Raw genomic sequence first — 20737 nt, 5'->3', positions numbered from 1 at the left:
GCGGACCGAATGATCACTCTACTACTTTAGAGTCAATTAATCTGTCGTGGTCGTTACCGGATTGCCAGCAGTTAGGTTGCCCGCACCGTCTCGGGCTTCCACAGTAAACGTGTAAGTCGTTTTGCTTGATAATCCTGTTACAACGTAGTTTGAATCAGCTGTATATCCAATCAAAATGTTCCTCTATAAATATCGTATCCTTTTACGAAAGACACTCTGTCAGTGGCTGCTCCCCAAGATATCGTTACACGGTTAGCAGCTTTGTCAGCTATGCTCATCCGAATTGGAGGGGTTGGAGCAGTTTTGTCAATTTTGATAATTTCCGTGCTTTCTCTACTGACATTACCTAACTTATCTAGTGTTCGCGCGAAAATCGGGGTCTGACCTTCATTAATGATAGGTACAGTTAGTGTATAGTCGTACCAAGCCCCCTGAGCTCCAATTTTGTACTGATTTTTTGCCACATCGCTACCAGTTTCGGTTCCAGCAGTAATATAAAATGTTACTTTTCCGTTATACCATTCTCTCGCACTAGGTACAATGCTAGGCGGATAAGGTGCGGTACGGTCAATTTGTGTAACTTCCGATATTTCAGTACTAGGGTTTCCCGCACGGTCTACGGTACGGACAATGATATTCGTCACCCCGTCTTTACTTATGGTTACCGAGTTCAAATAAGGGATCCAATCTCCCGCATCTAGCTTATACTCAGTTCTGGACACACCACTTAATAAATCTTTGCCTGATATAACAGTGAACAGAACATTAGAAGTCGTCCATTGTTTATGGCTAACTTGTATTGTCGGTTTTGTGGGAGCGGTCTTATCAATTTTGACCATAGTCGTACCTATACCTCCGACATGTCCTATGCGTTCTACACTTCTTGCGTATATTTGGGTTTCTCCCTCTACGGTAAATGTCAGTGGTACTGTATAATCAGTCCAACTTCCGTTAACGCCAAGTTTATATTGTGATTTCAGTATTCCACTGCCTATATCGTCGCCAGGATTGATAGTTAGTGCTACGTTCTTATGACTCCACTTGCCGACACCCGTTAACGACGTAGGCTCACCAGGCGCCGTCCGATCGATTCGAGCTGAAGTGGACGACTCCGTGCTAATATTGCCAGCACGATCAACGGTACGGGCATATACCCATGTCTCTCCTTCAGCAGTAATGACAATCGGGATTGTATAGTCGGTCCATATGCCTCCCGCTCCGTCTTTATACTGGGTGCCACTAACGCTACTCTCTTTATCAATGCCCGAGGTCATTGAAATAGAAACGTTGTTTTCCGTCTAGTCTGTAATACTACGCTGCAGCGAAGGTGAGGTAGGGTGCTTCTTATCGATGCTAACAGTTACTACAAGCGTTTATTATAAAGATAGACCAGAGGATCTAGAAAAGCGAAGAATGTATGCTCAGCGTAGATACCATGCTTTAATTCTTGCTCTTGATGAAATTGATCGTGAATTTGACAGAGCTCAACGGCGGGAACTCAAATGATTGGCTATGTTATCAGGGGGAAAAGAAAGCTGCTGAGTATCTAGGACTCTCTAAATACTTAATTCTAAAAATGGTAAAATAAAACAAAACTTCTTGCACTAAGAGTTACAGGGACATTTCTTTTCATAAAGCGATCCTTGATTCATGGATGCGTGGCGATTTTATTCCAGGTAGAGTTGCTCTAATTCTTGATGATGAATGTATAGAATTTGACCATAGGGACGCACTTAATGAACATTATCGAAGATACCCTGAGTTAGTTAAAATGAAATACGAGGTATCGCCAACTTTTCAAAATGACGATTATCATATTGAAGTTCGTGATGACGGGGTAACTATTTCAATTAAATCAGCATCAGGTTCGGTATCCTCGCGAATGTTTCTCAACAATCACGTTGTTGATCATCTTATACACATTGTAAAGACACAGAGGTCACCTGAATAAGTAGGAAAGAGGTTCAATGTTATGAACTTATACATACTCGATAGCTCCTTGCTTGAGGAGTTCAAACAAGCCGTAAGTGATCATGACGATTTCCTGATTAACACATACAACAACTACAATGGAAAGAACCTTTGGAGCCTAATTTGCTCTGCGAAGGATTGGCTCTCCGTCAGCGTGAACGGTTTACCATACATCGACTTGAATCACTCTCATGACGATGTTCGCTCATTGAATGTTCTGCAGCTGATCACGACATACGATATTGTCCTTCAATCCATCGAGCAGCTCCATCGTGTTTTCGAGATGGAACACTCGCTAAAGAAGGACGATTCGGTATTTAATGCGGCAGTTCCCGACGATGCGTATTTTTCGCAAATCCGGGCATGCTTCGGGGCGCATCCAGTTGATTTAAGAAGTGCTGACGGCACGAAGAGTACGGATAAGTACTTCGCTTCTTGGTCTAGCGATGTCGGGGGTAACGGAGATTATTCGGTTTATCTCTACAGCAACAATCCCGATGTGGCTCAACCTATTCGCTTCTCAATGAGCTTCATCAAAATTCATGAGTATACGGTTAAACGATACTCCCTTTTATCGAACGTAATAAACGTAATTGAGAAAAAGAATGGTTTCTTTGTCGAGGAGCAGCGGCGGCGGGAGATCGGGCGCAGTTCCGATGTTGTTGAGATGCTCCATATCCTCTTAAAGGAGAACAGTATTCGAATTCGTGAGCATGATGGGTATCATCATGACATCCAGACACTGATCGAGCTGTTCACTGCTCCGCAGGACTTCCCCGAGCAGGAACGGCAAAAAGTAGCGAAATACCTGAATTCACTGCATGTATTGGTCGATGAGCTATACGAAGCATTCCAGAGCATGACGTTTGATGAAAATGGTATGGCTCATGGACACCTTCTGCATTCGAGATCCTCTAAGTTCGAAGGGCTACACTACGATTTGGAGAAAGTCTTCGAGTATCTGAATAATCCGTATTTCAGAGCTGAACGGGTCGACTATCACCTAAGACGTCTCATCAGTGAAGGGGTTCTACCTCCCTATGTTAATCGGCAGATGGACAAGCTCGACTTGCAGCTCCTGCTTTTGTCGAGACTTGTAGATCTTCATGAGACATAAATATTATATCAATGTTAAAATCAGCTTGAACTAGACTTCGTTTTTCCAAGGGGCTTCGCACACATTTCTATCTGCTTGTCAAGTCATATCTTCTCTTTTCGTGTAAAAAAAGAGCGGGCTATCTTTTCGATAACCTGCTCTTGATCTTGATTTTTGGCCTTGCGCCTTAACTTAATGACATTGCGGGTCCAAATCTCCTTTTCCTCGGCCATTTTATCAACTCGCTTCATTAAACCTTAGAGGTACATCTTATTGCTTCGAAGAAGCCCGTTTTGATTTTTGATAGATATATGTGTATTTAGATCTAAGGAATCATTCTCCCAAAAGATCTACTTGAGTTTCGCATATAGCTTATCTAAATCTAAATGGTCATTTCGCTTTTGTATGGCCTCTCTAAGGTTTTCATAGCGTATTCCAAGAATTTGAAGCATTGAATCTCTTCGGTCGAGGAGAGATTCGGAGAATAGGTGATACAGCAGTTTCTCTGTATCCGCTTGCTTAAAGCATTCTTAAGCTAAGAAACCGATGTATGCCCTCTTTGATGGATGCTTCATCATCGCCAGAAACGTAGTAAACAAATTCACTACTATCTCCGACCCTTCAATGAGGAACGGATTTTTTTGTTATCTAGGAGGTCGGTCCGATCTTCAACAGTCAATTCCTCAATGCAATTCAGAATCTGGACTTGCCTGATCATGTCTTTTGGTATTGGTTCTATTGGGTCTTTCTTTTTAAGCTTTAAATCTGTCTATAGTGGTTTCATTAGGATAATCCTTTCCAGTGTTTTGATCGATGGTAGCACGATATTAATCGAAAATTTTTGAGTTGTTAGAACATAGGAAATATACAACATTTTTTCGGGAATTTAAATGAATAATATTATGAGTCAAAAGAAATGGAAGGTATGAATGGGGTCGGTGACTGAGACAGTTGCAAACAGCTTCCGACGGATTGCATAGGGAAATACCTACAGAATAAGTTAGGTAAGTCAAAGTTCTCGGATCCGAGCTGGACGATGGGGCCGGTTTCGGCTATGCGCTACACGATTTTAGACAAAAATAATGAACGATTACATGTACAACACGCCAAAAATAAAATTAATTTTATTATTTAGTTTAAGGTTTGTAGTAGGAGGTTGGTCACACAAACCCATCTTACAATTCTAATGACACAAACATGTCTCATAAGACGTGAGTCATTTACATAAATTTCTGATGATGATAAAATTTTAGAAGAATACTGTCGATTGAAGGTGTTTTTATGTACGATCCTGTTCCTATTAAACGTAACGAGCAGTAGGCAGTAGTTGTGGGATGTTTATAGATATAAGTTACTAAGAGATGTCTATTTATTCCGGGATTTTAATACTAGCATTGATTAAGTAAAATGAAGAAACATGGAAATCGGTAGAGGATTATTTCTGATAGTTCTTCTTTTTTGTCTTTTCTCCTTATAACGTGTAAGTCTACATCTTCTTGCTCGCAGAAAATGGGGCAAAAATATGAATTGATTATATTTTGTTGTTGAGGTTGTTTACAATGTAGCGATGCGAGTAAGAACTAAACACCTTATTGTCTCGATATCCTTATATTCCATGTATTTACAACTTTGAAAAAAATGCAAGGAGGGGTCTTATGACAACACATGACAAAAATCCTACAGCTGGTATTGGTGATCCCTACTGGTACGAGTGGACTATTGGGCAAAAATATGTGGTCGACATGCTTAATACGGATAATAGAATCGAATACGTTATTTTGCAAGCGACTGAAGCGCAAGGGTTAGATGATGTCGTAATTGTGTATGCCGACGGAACCTCGGAGTATGTGCAAGTCAAACATACTCGTGCAGAGGACACAATAACTTTCGGAAATATGTTGTCTCTTTTGAAAAGTATGTCCAAAGCATGGGCAACACTAAAAAGCAAATGGATGAAATGCTCACCAGTACTTTTCTCCAATAGGAAAATTAGTACTAAATCAACTACAATGAAGGATTCCAATACTGTAGAGTACCATAGACCCGCACTCGATCAGTTCCTTTTACATCTCCAGTCAGAACTCACTACAGCTTTTAAACTTACTGATGTTCGGATGCCAGTCCAATGGCTGGTTGCATGGAACGAATGGAATGACCAACTAAGTGGGCTCTCAAGTGACGATGAGAAATTAGAATTCCTCAAACTGCTAGTTATAAAGGCTGAACAGCCCGATTTGGAAGAACTAACAAGCCAAGTAACGCAGAAGATCTCTACCACATTTGGGATATCAACTGAGAAAGCAAGGTCTATATTCAGCCAACTCGATCATGCTCTGCGTAAATGGGTGACAACGTCTCGCGGCCAAAAAGAATCAATACATCGCGAGGAAGTATATGAAGTACTAAGCATGCGTTCACAAGAACTTGTAGGGGAACACATGCTATTGCCTCCCGCACCATTCTTTCCAAGCAGGTTAAAGTTTCTGGAGGATTTGTCTAATCATTTGTTGTCAGGCTCTCATCCAATTACATTCTTGACTGGCATGCCTGGTCAAGGTAAAACAAGTGTCGTAAGTGCATTGGCAAACCGACGTGATCCAATTATTGATCTACGGTATCATGCATTTAAACCAATAACACCTCAGACGGAGAGGTTGCCTGCCGATTCAGGCGTAACGACGAAGGCCGAGGTATTGTGGGGAGACTTGCTGATTGAACTTCGTAGCTTCTTCTTCAAAGGACGCCTAGCAAGATATAATGTTCCCATTAGAAACGATTTTTTGACCCTAGTTCAGCTAATTTCTGAGGTTTTGAGACTAGCAAACATTTTAGGAGAAGAGCGGGGTCGACCAACGATCATCGCAATAGATGGTATTGATCATGCAGCTCGTGCTGGTGTCGATCAACACTCCTTCCTAGAAACATTGATACCACCTGATGCAGTTCCGAAGCATGTACATTTCTTAATTGTGGGACAACCTGCTAATTCCTACGACAAATACCCATTTTGGCTAAAGGGAAGCTCGTATGGAGTTTCCCGCTGGATCGTTGAAGGTATTCAAGAAGAGGATATTTCACAGCTTCTTGCTACCGAGATCCCTGAGTTGCCCGTGGATCAATTTCAGGCAACGGTTAGATTAATTAATTACGTTTCAAAGGAAAATACGCTGGCTGCCATTTTTGCTATTGAAGAGGCCAAGTCGCTTCTCGATGTAGATGAGTTACAAATTAAATTAACAAACCGAAGGTTGACGAATAGTATCTCTGAGTACTATGAAAACATTTGGTTGGCAGCAGTTGCTCGTCTTGATGACAGATTTCCCTTTGTCGGGCAACGTTTGGCCAGCTGTCTTTCTCTGGCAAACGAGAGAGTGACAGGTAAGGATTTGGCAATAATATTCGCGGAAGTGATGAATATATCACCCATTGACTGGACAGAGGCTCTGCGTGCTCTTCGGCCATTGGTAATTGAAGAGAATGATGGCTTTCGAGTGACTCACAACGATGTTAGGGTTCACCTTACAAAACAAGTACATGCTCAACCAGAAAGGCTTCGTGAGGTAGCAAGCCTAATTGCGAATTACTATTGGAAGGTTCCAGACAAGGGGATTGCAAGACATGCCAGCTTGTTTGATTTATTAAGAAAGAGTGATCGTCATTCGGATCAAGCACGAGTATTTATGCCAGAATACGTCATGGAAGGCATTGCTTTAGAACGACCGATAAGGGAATTGCACGAACAATGCCAACAAGCTTTGCTACACGTTGCTGAAACAAGAGATTGGGATTGTGTCCATGCCGTATCGTGCGCTGCGGCAACACTCGTGCAATTACATAAGTCAGTTGACTGGACGGGTAGTAGCTTCGAGTATGTACCGGATGTACCACCGCTTCTTTTTTCCGAAGGTAGGGTTCCTAACAAGGAAGCATGGACGCTAGATGGAGTACATCTCACGATGGTTGACGCTTATCGTCTAATCCAGGTACATGAAAGGGAACGAGCATATAGTTTAATACGTCGTTGGTTCTTCGATATGACACCGATTGATCTTGTAAGCATACTGAAGGACAATGTGTTTGATCAAATAACTGACTACGAACATTTGAATGAGACCTTCCAGGCAACTTTACGTGTGTGGGGGCAAGTAAGTTATCATGTCGGTTTGCTCTGGACTGAATCGAAAGAATCTTATATGACAGAAGATGTATTGAATCGTCAAGCATGGGCTCATTTCTCCAATGGAGTAATGAGTGAATCATTAGAATATGGTGATCTGAGAGATTGGATTTGGTCTAGGCAAGTTTCGGTTTATACTTTTTTTAGTGACATGGAAGAGAACCTGTTGCAGCTAGCATCAAAAAGAAGATGGCCTGAAATTGCATATACCCTAAAAGAATGGGGAGGAAAACGTGACAGGCTCCCAGATACATTTCAAATTAAAGCCGCTGCACTTAGCCTTTTCACGGAACGGAAAGACCTATTCGATTTCTGGGTTCAGCCAATAGTAGACGAGGGATTTAAGTGTCTCGAAAATATCGATTCGAGTCGTCACTTGGAGGATCACGTGCTTCTTTACTGTATGGTAAGTTTTGTTTTGGGTTGGACGCAGCCTTCTCGTGAAAATAGTGGAATTGGAGAGGAAGGTGTCGCCGCTTACTATGTGAAAAGGAGAGATAGCCGCACAAAAGGACATTTATCGGCACTGCTTCGCGGTAGTGCTCTTGCAGGGAAATGGCTAGGTACCTATAGGAGGAGAGGAGAAGAAGCAGCCGGACGAATCGTTTCATCGCATGAGGTCAAGCTAGTCCTTAAAGCATTAGTAATCAAAAAAAGAAACTTCAATGAAACTGCTTACAAAGATCAACCAGCGACAAAATGGATTGTTGAGGTTATTATCGAATGTGCCTCACTAATTGGTGGTGAAGCTGATCGTACAGTTTATCAGTTCATGAAGGAATATAGCCAGTCCTACCCTGTCAATTATATGATGGAAATTGCATGGCGCTATCTATGGGATCGGGGAGAAGAAGAATTATTGGAGCATTGGTTCCTTCACTGGTGTGCTGATGAAGGAAGGGCTTGGCATCACGATGTAGCAGAGCGTGTAGACATCGTGAATCGAATTTCTGATCTTGCTGCTGAAATTGGATTTCAACAAGAAGCCAAGCGAGCACGACAGCTACTAAAATGGGGCATGATCGGCTACACAGGTCACAAAGAGTACGTACTGGAGAGCCCGCAAGATTGGTATAAGGAACTTGCTAAACTGGAACCAGAAATCTGGGAAAATGAAGGGAAGCAACTACTCGAAATTTGCCAGGTTGCATCAGAGCTAGGAGACAATCGACTTGCAATATTTGTAGAAGCTGTTGTGGCTGGTTCTGTAGTTTATGAAGGACCTACGGCTATGTGGCGTTTACTGAATGCCCAAAACGTAAGAGAATCGTTTTTGGAAAACATCAACATGATATTCGATGGCTTGATCTCTGTACTTGAAACTATAGAGACTTCCGAGACCGATCTTCTTACGATCTGGTCCTTTGGAATAGGTGCTCTAAACTGGCACGACGGTTATGAACGTTGCTATCTTCAGGATTTGAAAAAAGCACTGTGCCTTGCTGCTCAACGGAATGGCATCAATTCTATAAGTGATAAGCTAGAGGGGCTAGGCCCTGCAGAATATAACGTGCAGGGAAATCGAGATCGTTATCGTATTCCAAATAGGTGGTACGAAGACACGGAGAGCGGTGTGTTAAGCAGTGATGAGGAGAAAAATGAATTTTATCAAACATTGAAAAACCTTTCTGTTGAAGAGGCAATTGAGCAGTTAACAGAACCAACCAAATTTGATGTTAACTTGGAGGTTTTGTGTTCAGGAATTTATGTTATTGCCAACAGGCTAGAAGCTGAAAAACCAACTGGGTATCCAAAACATCTTCAGCGTCTAATTGGGCTATTATTGGAGCGAAATTATGGAGCGATTACAGCATTCGCTCGGCGCACCAAGCACTTGTGCCTCTCGTACGCGATAACGTGCGGTTCGAACTACTGAAAAAAGTAATTGCTAATTTAGATTTTGACACTGAAGAACGATTTTGGCTCCACAGTGCGGCGGGAAAACTGGATGAATTTTGTAGATTTCGCGCTCTTTCCACAGGTAGCGAGGATCTAAAAGCAGGCCTATGTCGGCATCTTAAACTACATGAAATGTGGATTCAAGGTAATGGATATCTTTCAGACATGCAGCGTATCGAACTTCCTGATGTACACCAACTTGATTCAGTTCCTCGATCATGGTCAGAATTTGCTGTGAGGTATTTCTTTAGAATCTTAAAATCAAATAACCTTACGAGGATTGAGCTCGCGCTACGTGGACTTTGGAGTCTTGCTCAAATTGTGCCAGGAGATCTCAGATATATTGCGGAAAATTGGCCGTGTCTGAGTTCCAGTGCTAAAGAAAAGGTTTTATTGCTCGTCGAGAGTGCCGCGGCAAGTGCTCCATTAGCATATGAACCATTCTCAGAAATCGTTCGGACATGTTACGAGGGAGTAGACTTGGGCCTGAAATTGCAGGCTTGGGTGATTTTAAAGGCGCTCGAGCGCAGAACAGGAGAAGTTTGCCCTGAGTGGCAAGTCCCTATGCCTCTGGAACAGGAAACTTATCTGTCGATATTCCCAGCCAAAAGAGGAGTTTTAGATATTCCAAGTATTCCTCGTGGTCTTTCATTTGAGTTACACGGCAATGACATTGTTCAAACTCTTCTACGTAGACTGAAAGGAGCTACTATTGAAGGAGTGGAAGACATTGAACGCAAATATGTGGCATATTCCGATGCCAACCCACATGAAACGGAACACGTTGAGCGACTTGCGATTAATCAAGGTCAAATGGAGGTTCGTAATTTGCCCCATAGGACTCATTTATTGAAAGTTATTTACCATGAGTTATGCATAGGTAGGTGGAAAGATACGCCTCTAGTTGCACTTTCCCAAGCTCTCTTAAAATCAGATGAGCCGTTCGTTTTCCTTCAAAGTCCCTCTCCTGCTGTAGATTCTGAAGAGTGGGTCATAGATCATGATTTGGACCAGATATCGGGCGATAAGAGATCTCTCAAGGATCGTATTCTGCCGCATATTCAAGCTGGGGTGTCAGATGATGAAGTTGTGCTTGGTGCAGTGCTACACACATATTCAAGGTCGACAGATGTTGAAGTGGTCTTCAATACGCTTCTTCGGAACAGAGGTTTTGAGTTGATGGAGACAAATGAAGTGACGACCATGAATGGTCGTACATTTGCTTTGTACAGCGATGAACGCTTTGATCCGCAAGATGCAAGTGAGCCAGTTTTAAGAATGACGTATACCGTCGGTGGTATCGGTGAATTTAATAATCAGAGTGTCTTATGCTATCCATCTCTGATATGGACTGACGTATTCAGATGGTATCCATCGGATAACAATCCGTTTGTTTGGCTTGAGGATGGAAAGCGTATAATCAGATTTGAGCATCTTCATGGTCCAGTTCGGGATATCACTCAGGATCAATTGCATCGACAACCCTTTTTACAAAGATGGGTGTGCTCAAAGGAGACGTTTGAAAAAATAAAGTCTGAGTTGGATATCACTATATCACAAGAGTTGTATGTAAATATTGGAAATGTGCGATATTAGTTTTTAAACGACTACAAGACATGCGATTCTTGAGAAGATGATGCAAACCTCTCGTTTGATGGATCGCTTGTCTTGAATTACTTAAGATTAAAGAAGGTAATAAACATGTGCTTGAAAAGGTCCTTCAAATCTTTTTAAGAACTCTGAGGTCAAAATGTAAATGTGAAGGGTAATAGAACATTAATTTATAGGACTAATTTTTCTAATAATATAAATAGTTTATATTACTATGAAAGAAGGAAAACTGTATATGGAAATTACTCTGGCTTTAGAATTATTCCAAATGGAGCGACGCTTCTCGACCGCCATTTTTTGCAAAATAAAGGGGATTAAACAAGGTTACATTTACATAAATCATGGGGCATCTAAGCCTGAAAAAGCTTTCGGAGAGGGGCTAATTTTAATTTTACAAAAGCTGAAGGCAGTATATCATGATTATTCTATATTACTTGCATTCTCAGAAGGATACCTCAGCATAACATATCCTTCAATACGTACAGAAATTTTCTGGATTTTAGGACAATTTAGGACTTTCACATTTGTTAAAGAGCGATATACTGAGACACTTAATATAGTAAACCAAATGGGGCAAATAGATACAATAAGAGAAGGGCATTTGCATGGATATACATTTGAACAAGTCAAAAATAAGACGGACTGCTTGACACAAAAAACTAAAGTTTTAAAAAAACAATCTAGACTGTTAGATTACAATGAACTATTCTTACCAACTCACGGTGTAATAATTGACTTCGAAACTAACTCACCTTATGTAAAATTTGCACGAATTTTTGAAGTAGGTGCAGTAAAGTTTGAGAACGGAGTGATAGTTGATCGATTTCAAAGCTTTACGAATCCAGGTATTAAAATACCTCCATCAATAAGCGAATTAACGGGCATTAAGCAATCAGACATTGATTCAGCACCAAAAAATTATGTTGTTATGAAGCAACTTGTTAAGTTTATTGGTAACACGCCAGTTTTAGTTGGTCATAACCTACATACATTTGATTTTGAATTACTCCGAAAATTTATGGATAAGTTTCATTTTCCGCCATTTTTAGGTACATTACTCTGCACTCGAAAGCTATCTAAAAAAATTCAGATTATTTCAAAAGATTATAAGTTAGAAACTCTTTGTGAATTGTTTGATATTAAAAACAAATCAGCACATAGAGCTTTAAGTGATTGCGAAGCAACCTTTGAGTTACTTATTGCGCTTTATAACCACACATTATTAGGTGGCAAAGTTACATAATTACATCAATTCTAAATGGTACTTTTTTAAAATATTTAACCCTATACTCCGTTACGATGTATGGCACTGATGATAAAGTTCAGCAACGTATGATTAATCCATGAAAAAGACTCTCATTTGTTTATAAAAAAGGGCCGGCAGGAAGCCAACTATTACGGTCTTTCTGCCACTTAAAAATGTGAACAGCAAATAATCAATAAGTTGAAAGAACGATATAAGAGAAAATGGACAACAAATAGGCCCATTACATGAACGGGCCTATTTGTTGTCCATTATTTCAGTTATAAATAACAACATTTTTTTAAGGTCTTTAGAATTCATTTTTACTGTTAGTTGTTGAACCTTCACCAATAAATGTTCTTTCTCTGAACGTGGTGGTTTCGTATTTACTTCATATTTAAGCAGTTCGTACACAGGTACACTAAGCGCCTCAGCGATTTTTTGAAGGTTTAATAATGACACGTTCTTCTCTCCACGCTCGATTCCACCTATATATGAAAAATGAAATCCTGCGATTTCTCCTAATTGCTCTTGAGAGAGTTTACGCTCTTTTCTTATTTCTCTGACTCGAAAACCTACACTTGCTAAAATGGAATTATCCATGACTACACCTCAGAAACTAGTGTAAGCAACATATAGTCATGGATACATATGCACTTGAATATCATTATTAATAAATGATACATATATGTATTAAATCGAGTCTTTTTGTCAACTTTAATTAAAAAGGGGGCTAATTATGGCAGCTTACAAGGATATAGCCAGAATGACTATAAAGGGATTAAAGTATCGTAATCATTATTATGTAAGTAATGTGATGACAAAAGGTAGGTGGTACGACAAAGTAAGGACAGAAGGAGGATGGTACTTACCGATCATGTATAATCCATCAAAGCCTGGTGAAATACTAATTTTAAAACACCAAATCACTGCTCGTGCCATTCACAAGGATTCTTTAATTTCTCAAGCAACTATTGATAGTTACCATCAAGCTATTCAAGAAATTCTAAGCAAAATACATAAGAAGACATAAAGCTATTTTGTTATCAATTCTTGAGGAGGTATTTCTAAGATATATGCCAGTCGAAACAATAAATGCAAGCTAATATGATGTCTTCCAGCCTCTATATTCGAGATTGATGGACGAGACATGTTTAACTTTTCTCCTAACTGCTCTTGAGTCAGATTCTTTATTGAACGCCATTCACGTATTTTATAACCAACAAATACATATATCTCCTGTTCGTTCATTCAGACACACCTCTCCATTTCTAGCAAGCTATAATTCTAGTGTTTCCTATTAATCAATAAACTATAATCATATTTTTCAAAAAAATGAAGGGAATATGTTTAAGATATAAACGTTTTGGAAATACGTCATTAGTAAACACATTCAAAGAGGAAGATAGCAATGTTTAATCCTATCGTCATGTCTCGTAGTAAAAAATACGGGAATAACTACTGGACTGCAAATGGCCCTAAAGTGGGTCGTAAAGTGGTGCTATACAATGATTTGGAATTTGATCATTTTGTTCGAGTTGATACTGATCCTAATGTAATAGCCTATTGTGAACAGCCATTAGAAATTAGTTATGTTTGTGGCGAGAAGATTCATACGAGCATATTTGATATGTGGATTAAGTATCGCAACGGTGAAGAAGTATTCGTAGAAATTAAATATTTAATTGAACTAAACCCTGATCATCATAGATTCTCACGCACGATGAGACAGATTAGCGCCCAACAGAAATGGTGTGAAGAAAACGGATATAAACATATTGTAATGACTGAAGCATCAATACGCGAGAGTAGGATCGAGAGGGAGAATCGAATTAAAATGTTGTCCATTGTTTCCAATATACAGAAGCCCGAGAATCTGGAGGAGATTTTATGTGTTATAAAGCAGGGACGATGCACTGTTCAAGAGCTGCTTCGAAAATTAGAAAGTGAGTTTACAATCAATAAAATTATTAATATTTGCGCATGGCTCATGTATACAGGTGTTGTATGCACTAACATAACAGAAATCTTATGGGGAAACAGTACGGAGGTTTGGATTGATGACTAGGAGCAAGTTCATCTATAAAGAAACACTACTACCTGAACAAGTAAATTTAGAATTATGGCCACTAGTTGACCCAATGCAGTTACATCCTCCAGAACGAGAAATATTTCTATCGAGAAAGAAAGCTGTCGATATGTATGTCACAGAAAGAGTCAGTATGAAGGAAATATATGCTCAGACTCAGATTCAAAGAAAGAATCTTCACCGGTTAATTACTAGATGCTTATCATTTGACGTAAATGGAGAGGTATTGGGATATAGAGCCTTAATTCCTAATAAAAGAGTTAAGCAATATGAGTTAAATCCTACAAGCAGGAAGAGAAACCTTGAAAAAAAAACTGGCGAGTTTAAATTACTTTTGGAGAAACACCCTGATATAGAAGAGTTAATTGTAGATCTCTATTTTAATCGAAATAGAAGAGGTATGGAGCCCGTAATGCGACCAAAATACATACATAAGAAATTTGTGGAGGCCTGTAGAGATAAGAATATACCGTTACACGCTTACCCATTTAATACGGAACATATGGCTTATCGATCTATATACAGATATCTAAAGAATCTACAGCACGCTCATATCCACAGTGTAGCAAAACGTTTTGGACAAGATGCAAGTCAAAAAATACGTCATTCTGGAATCGGAGAAGCAAATCATCCGAGTACCATGACGCCATACCAAATCGTTCAATTTGATGGTCATCGTATTGATGCTATATTTGCTATTCGACTGATGACTCCAGATGGAGATGAAGTTGTACGTGTGCTCGAACGGTTCTGGATTCTGTGTATAATCGATGTCGCAACACACAATATAATTGGCTACTCCATATCTCTAAACAAAGAATATAGCGCTAGCGATGTTATGACCTGTATCAGAAATGCTGTCATACCACATGAAAGAAAAACATTATCGATAGACAATTTATCATACCAAGAGACAGGTGGATTTCCTTCAGAAGTATCACCAGAAATGGAGTGGGCTGTCTGGGATATTATATCATTTGATAACGCGAAATCTCACCTTGCAAATCTGGTGCAAGATCGACTGTACCATCTACTTGGTTGCACAACTTCTTTAGGCCCGGTTTCACTTCCAATGCGTCGAGGAACTATCGAACGATTCTTTGAATCACTTGCTGAACAAATTCATCGTCTCCCGAACACTACTGGTAGCCATCCCAAAGATCCACGAAGGCAGGAGCCAGATGAAAAAGCTATCAAGTTTTCGATAACATACAGTCATTTAGAGGAGCTTGTTGAAATACTAATATCGAACTATAACGGGACACCTCATAAGAGTATCTTTCACCAATCACCACTCGAATTGTTAGAAAAACGTGTATCAAGTGGAATATCTCCTCGTATTCTTGATGAAAATAAAAGATCGGAGATGTTATTTATGCAAACAACAATGAAACGAACGGTTAGAGGGAGTATAGGGACCGGAAAAAGACCTTACATTCAATATGAAGGGGTCGAATATAGGAATGATAAGCTAGCTAATTCAGCTCATTTAATTGGTACTGAACTAAGCTTGCAGGTAAATATCGATGATTTACGAACAATTCGAGCTTTTTTGCCAGATGGTAGTGAGCTTGGTATTTTAGTTGCCGTGGGTAAGTGGTCTTTAAGCCCGCATAATTTACAGATGAGAAAAGAGATCAACAAACTTGTAATTAATAAGCTAATTCACTATACAAGTTGGGACGATCCTGTGTTTGTGTATACGGATTATTTGACACGACAAGCTAAAGCAGGACCAAAACGTGATGCTAACAAGATTACTAAGGTGAAAAAATACATTCGAGAGAAGACAAAAGACACTTCACAACAACAAGAAATTGACACTATTAATCCTCTAGAAAATGCTCGTCAGCTCAATAGTCAAATAGATACTACCAATTTCCAAGATCTCGAGGAAATTCTAACGCAATACAAGACCATTACATATTAAGTTAGGAGTAAATAGTAATGAAAAGACCTAATATTCCAAGTGGTGTCCATCCTGTTGAACAAGGTCACTATGTATTACCAACAAGAGAAGTTTTGAAATTGATGGAAACGTTAATGAAAACAGTATCAAATCGAAGTCCTGGCATAATCGTATATGGACGACCGAGAATAGGAAAAAGCAGCTCTATTCAATTTGCTATGAGGTATATTCCTGAGAAACTAGGGGCACCTATACCCATATTCTCAACAAGTTGTAACTTGTATCGAGTGCCTAGTGAAGAAAAGTTTTTTCTCGATATATTAAGTGATTTCAAATTTCCTTTTCCATCGAAAAGAAAACCCTCCAACATGAGAAGTCAGATTGTCAACTTGCTTATTGAACAAGGAGAGAAATCGAAATTACGTAGAGTCGTCCTCATTATTGATGAGGCACATCGTTTAACAGAGTTACATTACAATTGGCTGATTGATATCTATAATGAGCTCGATCGTGCAAAGATTAGTCTAACTGTCATTTCAGTTGGACAAGAAGAGTTATTGTCGCGCAGGACATTTTTCTTAGAACAGAAAAAATCTCAAATCATTGGTCGATTTATGACAAAAGAGCATCAATTCTATGGTATTCGTACACTTGAAGATATTAAGTTTTGCTTAAAGTGCTATGATCAGGTTTCCGAATATCCTGAAGGGAGCGGGTGGAGTTTCACGCGATATTATTTCCCAAAAGCTTTCGAAGAAGGACATAGATTAGAAAAATGCGCAGCCGATTTACACAGTCATTTTAAAGACATTCGGCGAGAATATGGTTTATCAAAAAGTTTAGAAATTCCCATGGAGTACTTTGCATATACGGTTGAGAATGCAATGAAACAAGGTTATGCAAATGATATATACTGGCCGACACAAGATGATTGGAGAAATGCTATTAAAGACTCCGGGTATATTGAATCTGAAATATATATGGCTTTGGCTTAGTTTAAATAAAGGATGATTGATACTGATGAATGTTGTTTGGAGGAGAGAGTGGATTCATCCATTTGAATCTGCATGGTCCATTCTAGAAAAATTCGCTTTTGCCAATGTTCTAAGTCATAAAGAACTCGTAAGTGTAATCGGTAGAAGAGCAGGTTCAAATGTGGCTCCTTCATTTGCTAAATCTATGCGTAATTTAATTTCTTTGCATGGTCTAGATTGCGATACTCTCTCTAGATTTTTGAACTATAACCTCCATGCTCATAATAGCGCATATCTAGATTTACTTATTAAATGTGTAAGGACGGACATCAATAACGAACAATATTGGTTAAAAGATAACCTACATTGGTGCGTAGAATGCATGGAGGTCGGTCACCATAGCCTTTTTCATCAGTTTTTACTTATTGACCACTGCCCGTATCACAACAAGCAGTTAATTAATGTATGTCATAGCTGCAAGCAGCCGATTCCGTATTTGTTAGGTGAAGGTATGTCAGGTGCCTTTATTTGTATATGTGGTCATCCTTTGTTAGATCTTAGTATGAAATGGAGCCACTGGAGCCAAGAATTTACGATTCAAAACAAATCACTTACTAAGTGGATATTAAACAACACAGAAGATGCTGTTCAGACACATGGTTTGAATTGGCTGATTATTAACGATCTCAGTAAAAGAAGACTAAATTTCGACTTTGAACAATTATTACTACCAAGTGATGTAGAAAAGCAGATTCGATATGAATATTACATGGGGGAAGAATCGTTTCAATCTTTCGACTTTAATACCAACTGGATATACAAGCAAATCTATGACATCACTAGAGACATATTTAAGTCAATCGATAAACATTTACGTCGTACCTATTTACATAAACATAGGTCATGCATTAAAAGATTAAATTGTTTATTAAAAGAACCTGGTGAATCATTTCCAGAGATTTGTCCGTACGCATATGCTTATGTCTTTTGGAAACAATCTTTACTGAAATATCAGCCATTTTACGAGAAATTTTGTGGTGCTCGTAGATTGAATACTGTAAATGACTTCACAGTATCTACACCACTGTATGAAGAGGTAATTAGAGGGTTTTACGATAAGACGATTATACACAGTAATTACTTTAAAAACTATAGCTTTGAAGTATTTAAGTGGATGCTCGCCAAATCTATTGGGATGATGTACTTAGATTTATTTTATATTTGGTATGCTTCAGCCGAAAAAGGAGCTAAGGGAGTCTATTTACAAAATACTCCTCAAAACCACTTTGTTGCATTTGGATTCACTACAAAAAACAAAAAAGTTCATTTCCGAAAGATAAAAATCTCTGAACATAAGCTAGACAAGGATTTAGTATGTCCTTTCAATACTAAAAGCAAAAGGAAGGTCAGTCCTTCCGCATGCGAACATCCCCCGTTAGCTTTAACAATGTTAAATCGCACAAATGAAACCGAACAACTTAAATACGTGAATGATTATATTAAACGTTTAAGTTTGATTCAATAAACGTGAGTGAGCATAATGTAAAGCAGCAAATGGGGTTTCTAAGAACAGCATGCCAAATAACTGAGTACAAGAAGCTCAGTTATTTTTTCGTTACAAAGACTTTTTAGTTCCATCTGGTTAATATAAGTGTCCAAAGAAAATTAAAGTGTTAGACTGATAACGCCCCATTAAGCGAACGGGTAGGTTAGTGTAAACGGGATGAATTTTGAGAAATACGTCATTATTTTTCGGTATAATGTTCCTGTTTGAAGTCGACAAGGGAGATTAGTTATCTTCCTAAAGGAGCATTCAGAATAAATCTGTTTATACTGGTCGTTAAAACCGTACACGCACATGTTCTTTGCATTAAATTAGATAGAAGGAGAGCTGCTCGATGAAGAACTACGAGTTCTCAACGCCAACTCAACTGAGATGGGACGCCTGTTTTTGGTGGCCACCTTCCGGCCCAAAAGAAAGAGCATATCTTTAATTCGTGCTGGACAGGAAAACATAAGACTGGTGCTTTAATCTGCGATGAATGCAATGCTTCCTTTGGTTCTGAGGTGGATCTTGCATTTAAATCTTATACGAAATACCAAATGAATGTATGGTCTCTAAAAGGTGAACCATTTTCACTGGAATACCAACCAATTTCATTTCGATTGCTTTCACTTTTGATTCTTTTGGATAACTCACTCTAGTTGCCCATGCAGAAACACCTCCAAGATTGTCTCTATATCTTACGACATAGTAGATTTCACTTGAAGGTGTTTTGATTTGTCTCACGTTACGGGGTCAGTTCCAACCGAGCTGAGAAAAATAACTCAACTACTCAGACGACATTTTCTAATTCACTAATTATTAAATTGATTATCGTAATTTATAGTTAATAACGTTACTGATAAAAATATCTTTCTTTAGCTACTTGAATACCTTTCGCAAAGACATCCAACGCTTCTATTGTTTTTTTAACCTCAGGCACGGTGGGCTTGTAAGGATTTAATGTAATACTTTGATCAGCCGTATCAAAAGTTGATCGTACCTCCACGAAAAGGGACTCATCTTTGTTTAGAAGACAGAGTAATTCCAATGGTTTGATAATATTGCGAAATTCTTCAAGAAGGTAAGCTAAATCTATTGCCTCGTTTTCATTTATTTGCTTATCAGAGATAACCACAGAGAAGCGATACTTCATGCTGGCAGCTTGTTTGCTAATTAAAGTTAAGTTTGATTTTTGAAGATTTGCTATATCTTCAATCAATTCTTTGTGTTTACTAGCTGAAACAATCATATAAAGCCAGATCACGAATGTCAGACCAACAATTGAAATTATATATATTATCTTCTTCATAGCACCTCTTATTTACCTGTAATTGTAAAGTAGTGAGTGGCTGGTCTTGTATAAACGGAGACCCGATACGCAGAACTAAGTTCATTGTTCATAACGATGTCGTAGTACGCTTTTGCTTCTGCTTTCAAATTTCTGATTTGTCCAGCTGGAATGTAATAATTGTATAGAAAATGTGATACAGCTCCAATAGATTTAGGCTCATACCCCGGCTTGTATGAACCAGTAGTTTTATCATATACACCTGCAGTATACTTATCAGCATTTGCAACTCCAACACTTGGTGGAATCTCTGTCTTGTTGGAAGCGACATTTCTGAGATAAATTGTCGCTGACGAATTACTAGCATCAATGACATGCTCAACGGAACCTGGTCCAGATTGAATGATGGATAACGTAAGATCAACAAATGCCCCCAAATAAGGCACTTTCAGCCCTTCAACTAACCACCCTAACGCTGGAATAGCGGTAGTAGAAGATACTTTAGGCAATACAGCACTAGGAGTAATAAAATTGGTGACAGGAGACTGCGATGTAAATGTTGTTGCGATTTTTTCATTGCGAACTATTGTTGCGTAATGAGTATAAAGGTCTCCTTTCCCAGGTCCTTTGTAATTCCGACTATACCACTGTTGAACTATTCCATTTCGAGTATATGTTTTAATTCTTGCCTTTCCGGAACTCCCCCCATAATTAACAGAACTCGATACTGCGATAGTCGCAGCCCCATTCTCTTGAATAGCAGGATTTCCACAGCATAGTTCACTGATACCGGTTGCATATTCAATACCTTTATAATAGTATTTTTCTGAATCCATAGAAACCGCATAAGAAAAATTGTTATTAAAAGTCATTACTAGGGAACTCAAAATGGCAACAGAGGATATTATTTTGAATAGTTTCCGTTTAATCATTG

General features: G+C 39.0%; 16 protein-coding genes. 10 read left to right on the top strand and 6 right to left on the bottom strand.

The window, feature by feature from the left end:
- Window positions 1-36: 36 nt before the first annotated feature.
- Window positions 37-174 (bottom strand): fibronectin type III domain-containing protein, encoded by a 138-nt coding sequence (locus KIK04_RS22245; RefSeq protein WP_232275883.1) that lies wholly within the window; start codon window positions 172-174, stop codon window positions 37-39.
- Window positions 171-1274, bottom strand: a complete 1104-nt coding sequence (locus tag KIK04_RS22240; protein ID WP_232275881.1) for an OmpL47-type beta-barrel domain-containing protein — start codon at window positions 1272-1274, stop codon at window positions 171-173. Before KIK04_RS22240 ends, KIK04_RS22245 begins: the two co-directional genes overlap by 4 nt.
- Before the next feature lie 698 nt (window positions 1275-1972).
- On the opposite strand from KIK04_RS22240, the gene KIK04_RS22235 reads away from it, so the two are divergent.
- The 4 genes from KIK04_RS22235 (at window position 1973) to KIK04_RS22220 (ending at window position 11997) form a co-directional block, all read left to right on the top strand.
- The gene (locus KIK04_RS22235) at window positions 1973-3088 is read left to right on the top strand and encodes a hypothetical protein (RefSeq protein WP_232275880.1); all 1116 of its coding nucleotides are present in this window, start codon (window positions 1973-1975) and stop codon (window positions 3086-3088) included.
- Between the two features lie 1634 nt (window positions 3089-4722).
- On the top strand, window positions 4723-9120 hold the full coding sequence (locus tag KIK04_RS22230) for an ATP-binding protein (RefSeq protein WP_232275878.1): 4398 nt from the start codon (window positions 4723-4725) through the stop codon (window positions 9118-9120).
- A 188-nt stretch (window positions 9121-9308) separates the two neighbouring features.
- A complete protein-coding gene (locus tag KIK04_RS22225; RefSeq protein WP_232275876.1) occupies window positions 9309-10739 on the top strand; it encodes a hypothetical protein in 1431 nt (476 codons plus the stop codon).
- A 229-nt stretch (window positions 10740-10968) separates the two neighbouring features.
- Window positions 10969-11997: a 3'-5' exonuclease gene (locus KIK04_RS22220; RefSeq protein WP_232275875.1), complete on the top strand. Its 1029-nt coding sequence runs from the start codon at window positions 10969-10971 to the stop codon at window positions 11995-11997.
- Between the two features lie 258 nt (window positions 11998-12255).
- On the opposite strand, the gene KIK04_RS22215 is transcribed toward KIK04_RS22220, so the two are convergent.
- Window positions 12256-12600, bottom strand: coding sequence for a helix-turn-helix domain-containing protein (locus KIK04_RS22215; protein ID WP_232275874.1), 345 nt, complete (start codon window positions 12598-12600; stop codon window positions 12256-12258).
- A gap of 136 nt (window positions 12601-12736) precedes the next feature.
- Between KIK04_RS22215 and KIK04_RS22210 the strand changes: the two genes are divergently transcribed.
- A complete protein-coding gene (locus KIK04_RS22210; RefSeq protein ID WP_232275872.1) occupies window positions 12737-13030 on the top strand; it encodes a hypothetical protein in 294 nt (97 codons plus the stop codon).
- Window positions 13031-13032: 2 nt separating this feature from the next.
- Here the strand turns inward: KIK04_RS22210 and KIK04_RS22205 are convergent, their stop codons facing one another.
- On the bottom strand, window positions 13033-13248 hold the full coding sequence (locus tag KIK04_RS22205) for a helix-turn-helix domain-containing protein (RefSeq protein ID WP_232275871.1): 216 nt from the start codon (window positions 13246-13248) through the stop codon (window positions 13033-13035).
- Between the two features lie 160 nt (window positions 13249-13408).
- Here KIK04_RS22205 and KIK04_RS22200 point away from each other — a divergent pair, with 160 nt between their 5' ends.
- From KIK04_RS22200 to KIK04_RS24500, 5 genes are all read left to right on the top strand, one after another.
- Window positions 13409-14065: a TnsA endonuclease N-terminal domain-containing protein gene (locus KIK04_RS22200; protein WP_232275869.1), complete on the top strand. Its 657-nt coding sequence runs from the start codon at window positions 13409-13411 to the stop codon at window positions 14063-14065.
- Window positions 14058-16016: a hypothetical protein gene (locus KIK04_RS22195; RefSeq protein WP_232275868.1), complete on the top strand. Its 1959-nt coding sequence runs from the start codon at window positions 14058-14060 to the stop codon at window positions 16014-16016. Before KIK04_RS22200 ends, KIK04_RS22195 begins: the two co-directional genes overlap by 8 nt.
- Before the next feature lie 17 nt (window positions 16017-16033).
- Entirely contained in the window at window positions 16034-16990 is a 957-nt protein-coding gene (locus tag KIK04_RS22190; protein ID WP_232275867.1) for an ATP-binding protein, read from the top strand.
- A 25-nt stretch (window positions 16991-17015) separates the two neighbouring features.
- Window positions 17016-18494, top strand: a complete 1479-nt coding sequence (locus KIK04_RS22185; protein WP_232275865.1) for a hypothetical protein — start codon at window positions 17016-17018, stop codon at window positions 18492-18494.
- Between the two features lie 461 nt (window positions 18495-18955).
- Window positions 18956-19174 carry a hypothetical protein gene (locus KIK04_RS24500; RefSeq protein ID WP_442951193.1) on the top strand — a complete coding sequence of 73 codons (219 nt, stop codon included), beginning with the start codon at window positions 18956-18958 and terminating at the stop codon, window positions 19172-19174.
- Window positions 19175-19368: 194 nt separating this feature from the next.
- Here KIK04_RS24500 and KIK04_RS22180 read toward each other — a convergent pair whose 3' ends face one another.
- Entirely contained in the window at window positions 19369-19779 is a 411-nt protein-coding gene (locus KIK04_RS22180; RefSeq protein ID WP_232275863.1) for a hypothetical protein, read from the bottom strand.
- 53 nt (window positions 19780-19832) lie between these two features.
- Window positions 19833-20735 carry a hypothetical protein gene (locus KIK04_RS22175; RefSeq protein ID WP_232275862.1) on the bottom strand — a complete coding sequence of 301 codons (903 nt, stop codon included), beginning with the start codon at window positions 20733-20735 and terminating at the stop codon, window positions 19833-19835.
- Between the last annotated feature and the right edge of the window lie 2 nt (window positions 20736-20737).

Source organism: Paenibacillus sp. 481, from assembly GCF_021223605.1.
GTDB lineage: Bacteria > Bacillota > Bacilli > Paenibacillales > Paenibacillaceae > Paenibacillus_B.
Note: the sequence above shows the minus strand (reverse complement) of the source record. Positions and strands in the feature narration are given on the sequence as shown.

Coding starts and splice junctions, on each gene's coding strand:
- KIK04_RS22190 (WP_232275867.1), top strand. CDS start 16,034: ATGAAAAGACCTAATATTCCAAGTGGTGTCCATCCTGTTGAACAAGGT.
- KIK04_RS22225 (WP_232275876.1), top strand. CDS start 9,309: ATGCAGCGTATCGAACTTCCTGATGTACACCAACTTGATTCAGTTCCT.
- KIK04_RS22200 (WP_232275869.1), top strand. CDS start 13,409: ATGTTTAATCCTATCGTCATGTCTCGTAGTAAAAAATACGGGAATAAC.
- KIK04_RS22205 (WP_232275871.1), bottom strand. CDS start 13,248: ATGAACGAACAGGAGATATATGTATTTGTTGGTTATAAAATACGTGAA.
- KIK04_RS22175 (WP_232275862.1), bottom strand. CDS start 20,735: ATGATTAAACGGAAACTATTCAAAATAATATCCTCTGTTGCCATTTTG.
- KIK04_RS22195 (WP_232275868.1), top strand. CDS start 14,058: ATGACTAGGAGCAAGTTCATCTATAAAGAAACACTACTACCTGAACAA.
- KIK04_RS22215 (WP_232275874.1), bottom strand. CDS start 12,600: ATGGATAATTCCATTTTAGCAAGTGTAGGTTTTCGAGTCAGAGAAATA.
- KIK04_RS22210 (WP_232275872.1), top strand. CDS start 12,737: ATGGCAGCTTACAAGGATATAGCCAGAATGACTATAAAGGGATTAAAG.
- KIK04_RS22240 (WP_232275881.1), bottom strand. CDS start 1,274: ATGACCTCGGGCATTGATAAAGAGAGTAGCGTTAGTGGCACCCAGTAT.
- KIK04_RS22185 (WP_232275865.1), top strand. CDS start 17,016: ATGAATGTTGTTTGGAGGAGAGAGTGGATTCATCCATTTGAATCTGCA.
- KIK04_RS22230 (WP_232275878.1), top strand. CDS start 4,723: ATGACAACACATGACAAAAATCCTACAGCTGGTATTGGTGATCCCTAC.
- KIK04_RS22220 (WP_232275875.1), top strand. CDS start 10,969: ATGAAAGAAGGAAAACTGTATATGGAAATTACTCTGGCTTTAGAATTA.
- KIK04_RS22235 (WP_232275880.1), top strand. CDS start 1,973: ATGAACTTATACATACTCGATAGCTCCTTGCTTGAGGAGTTCAAACAA.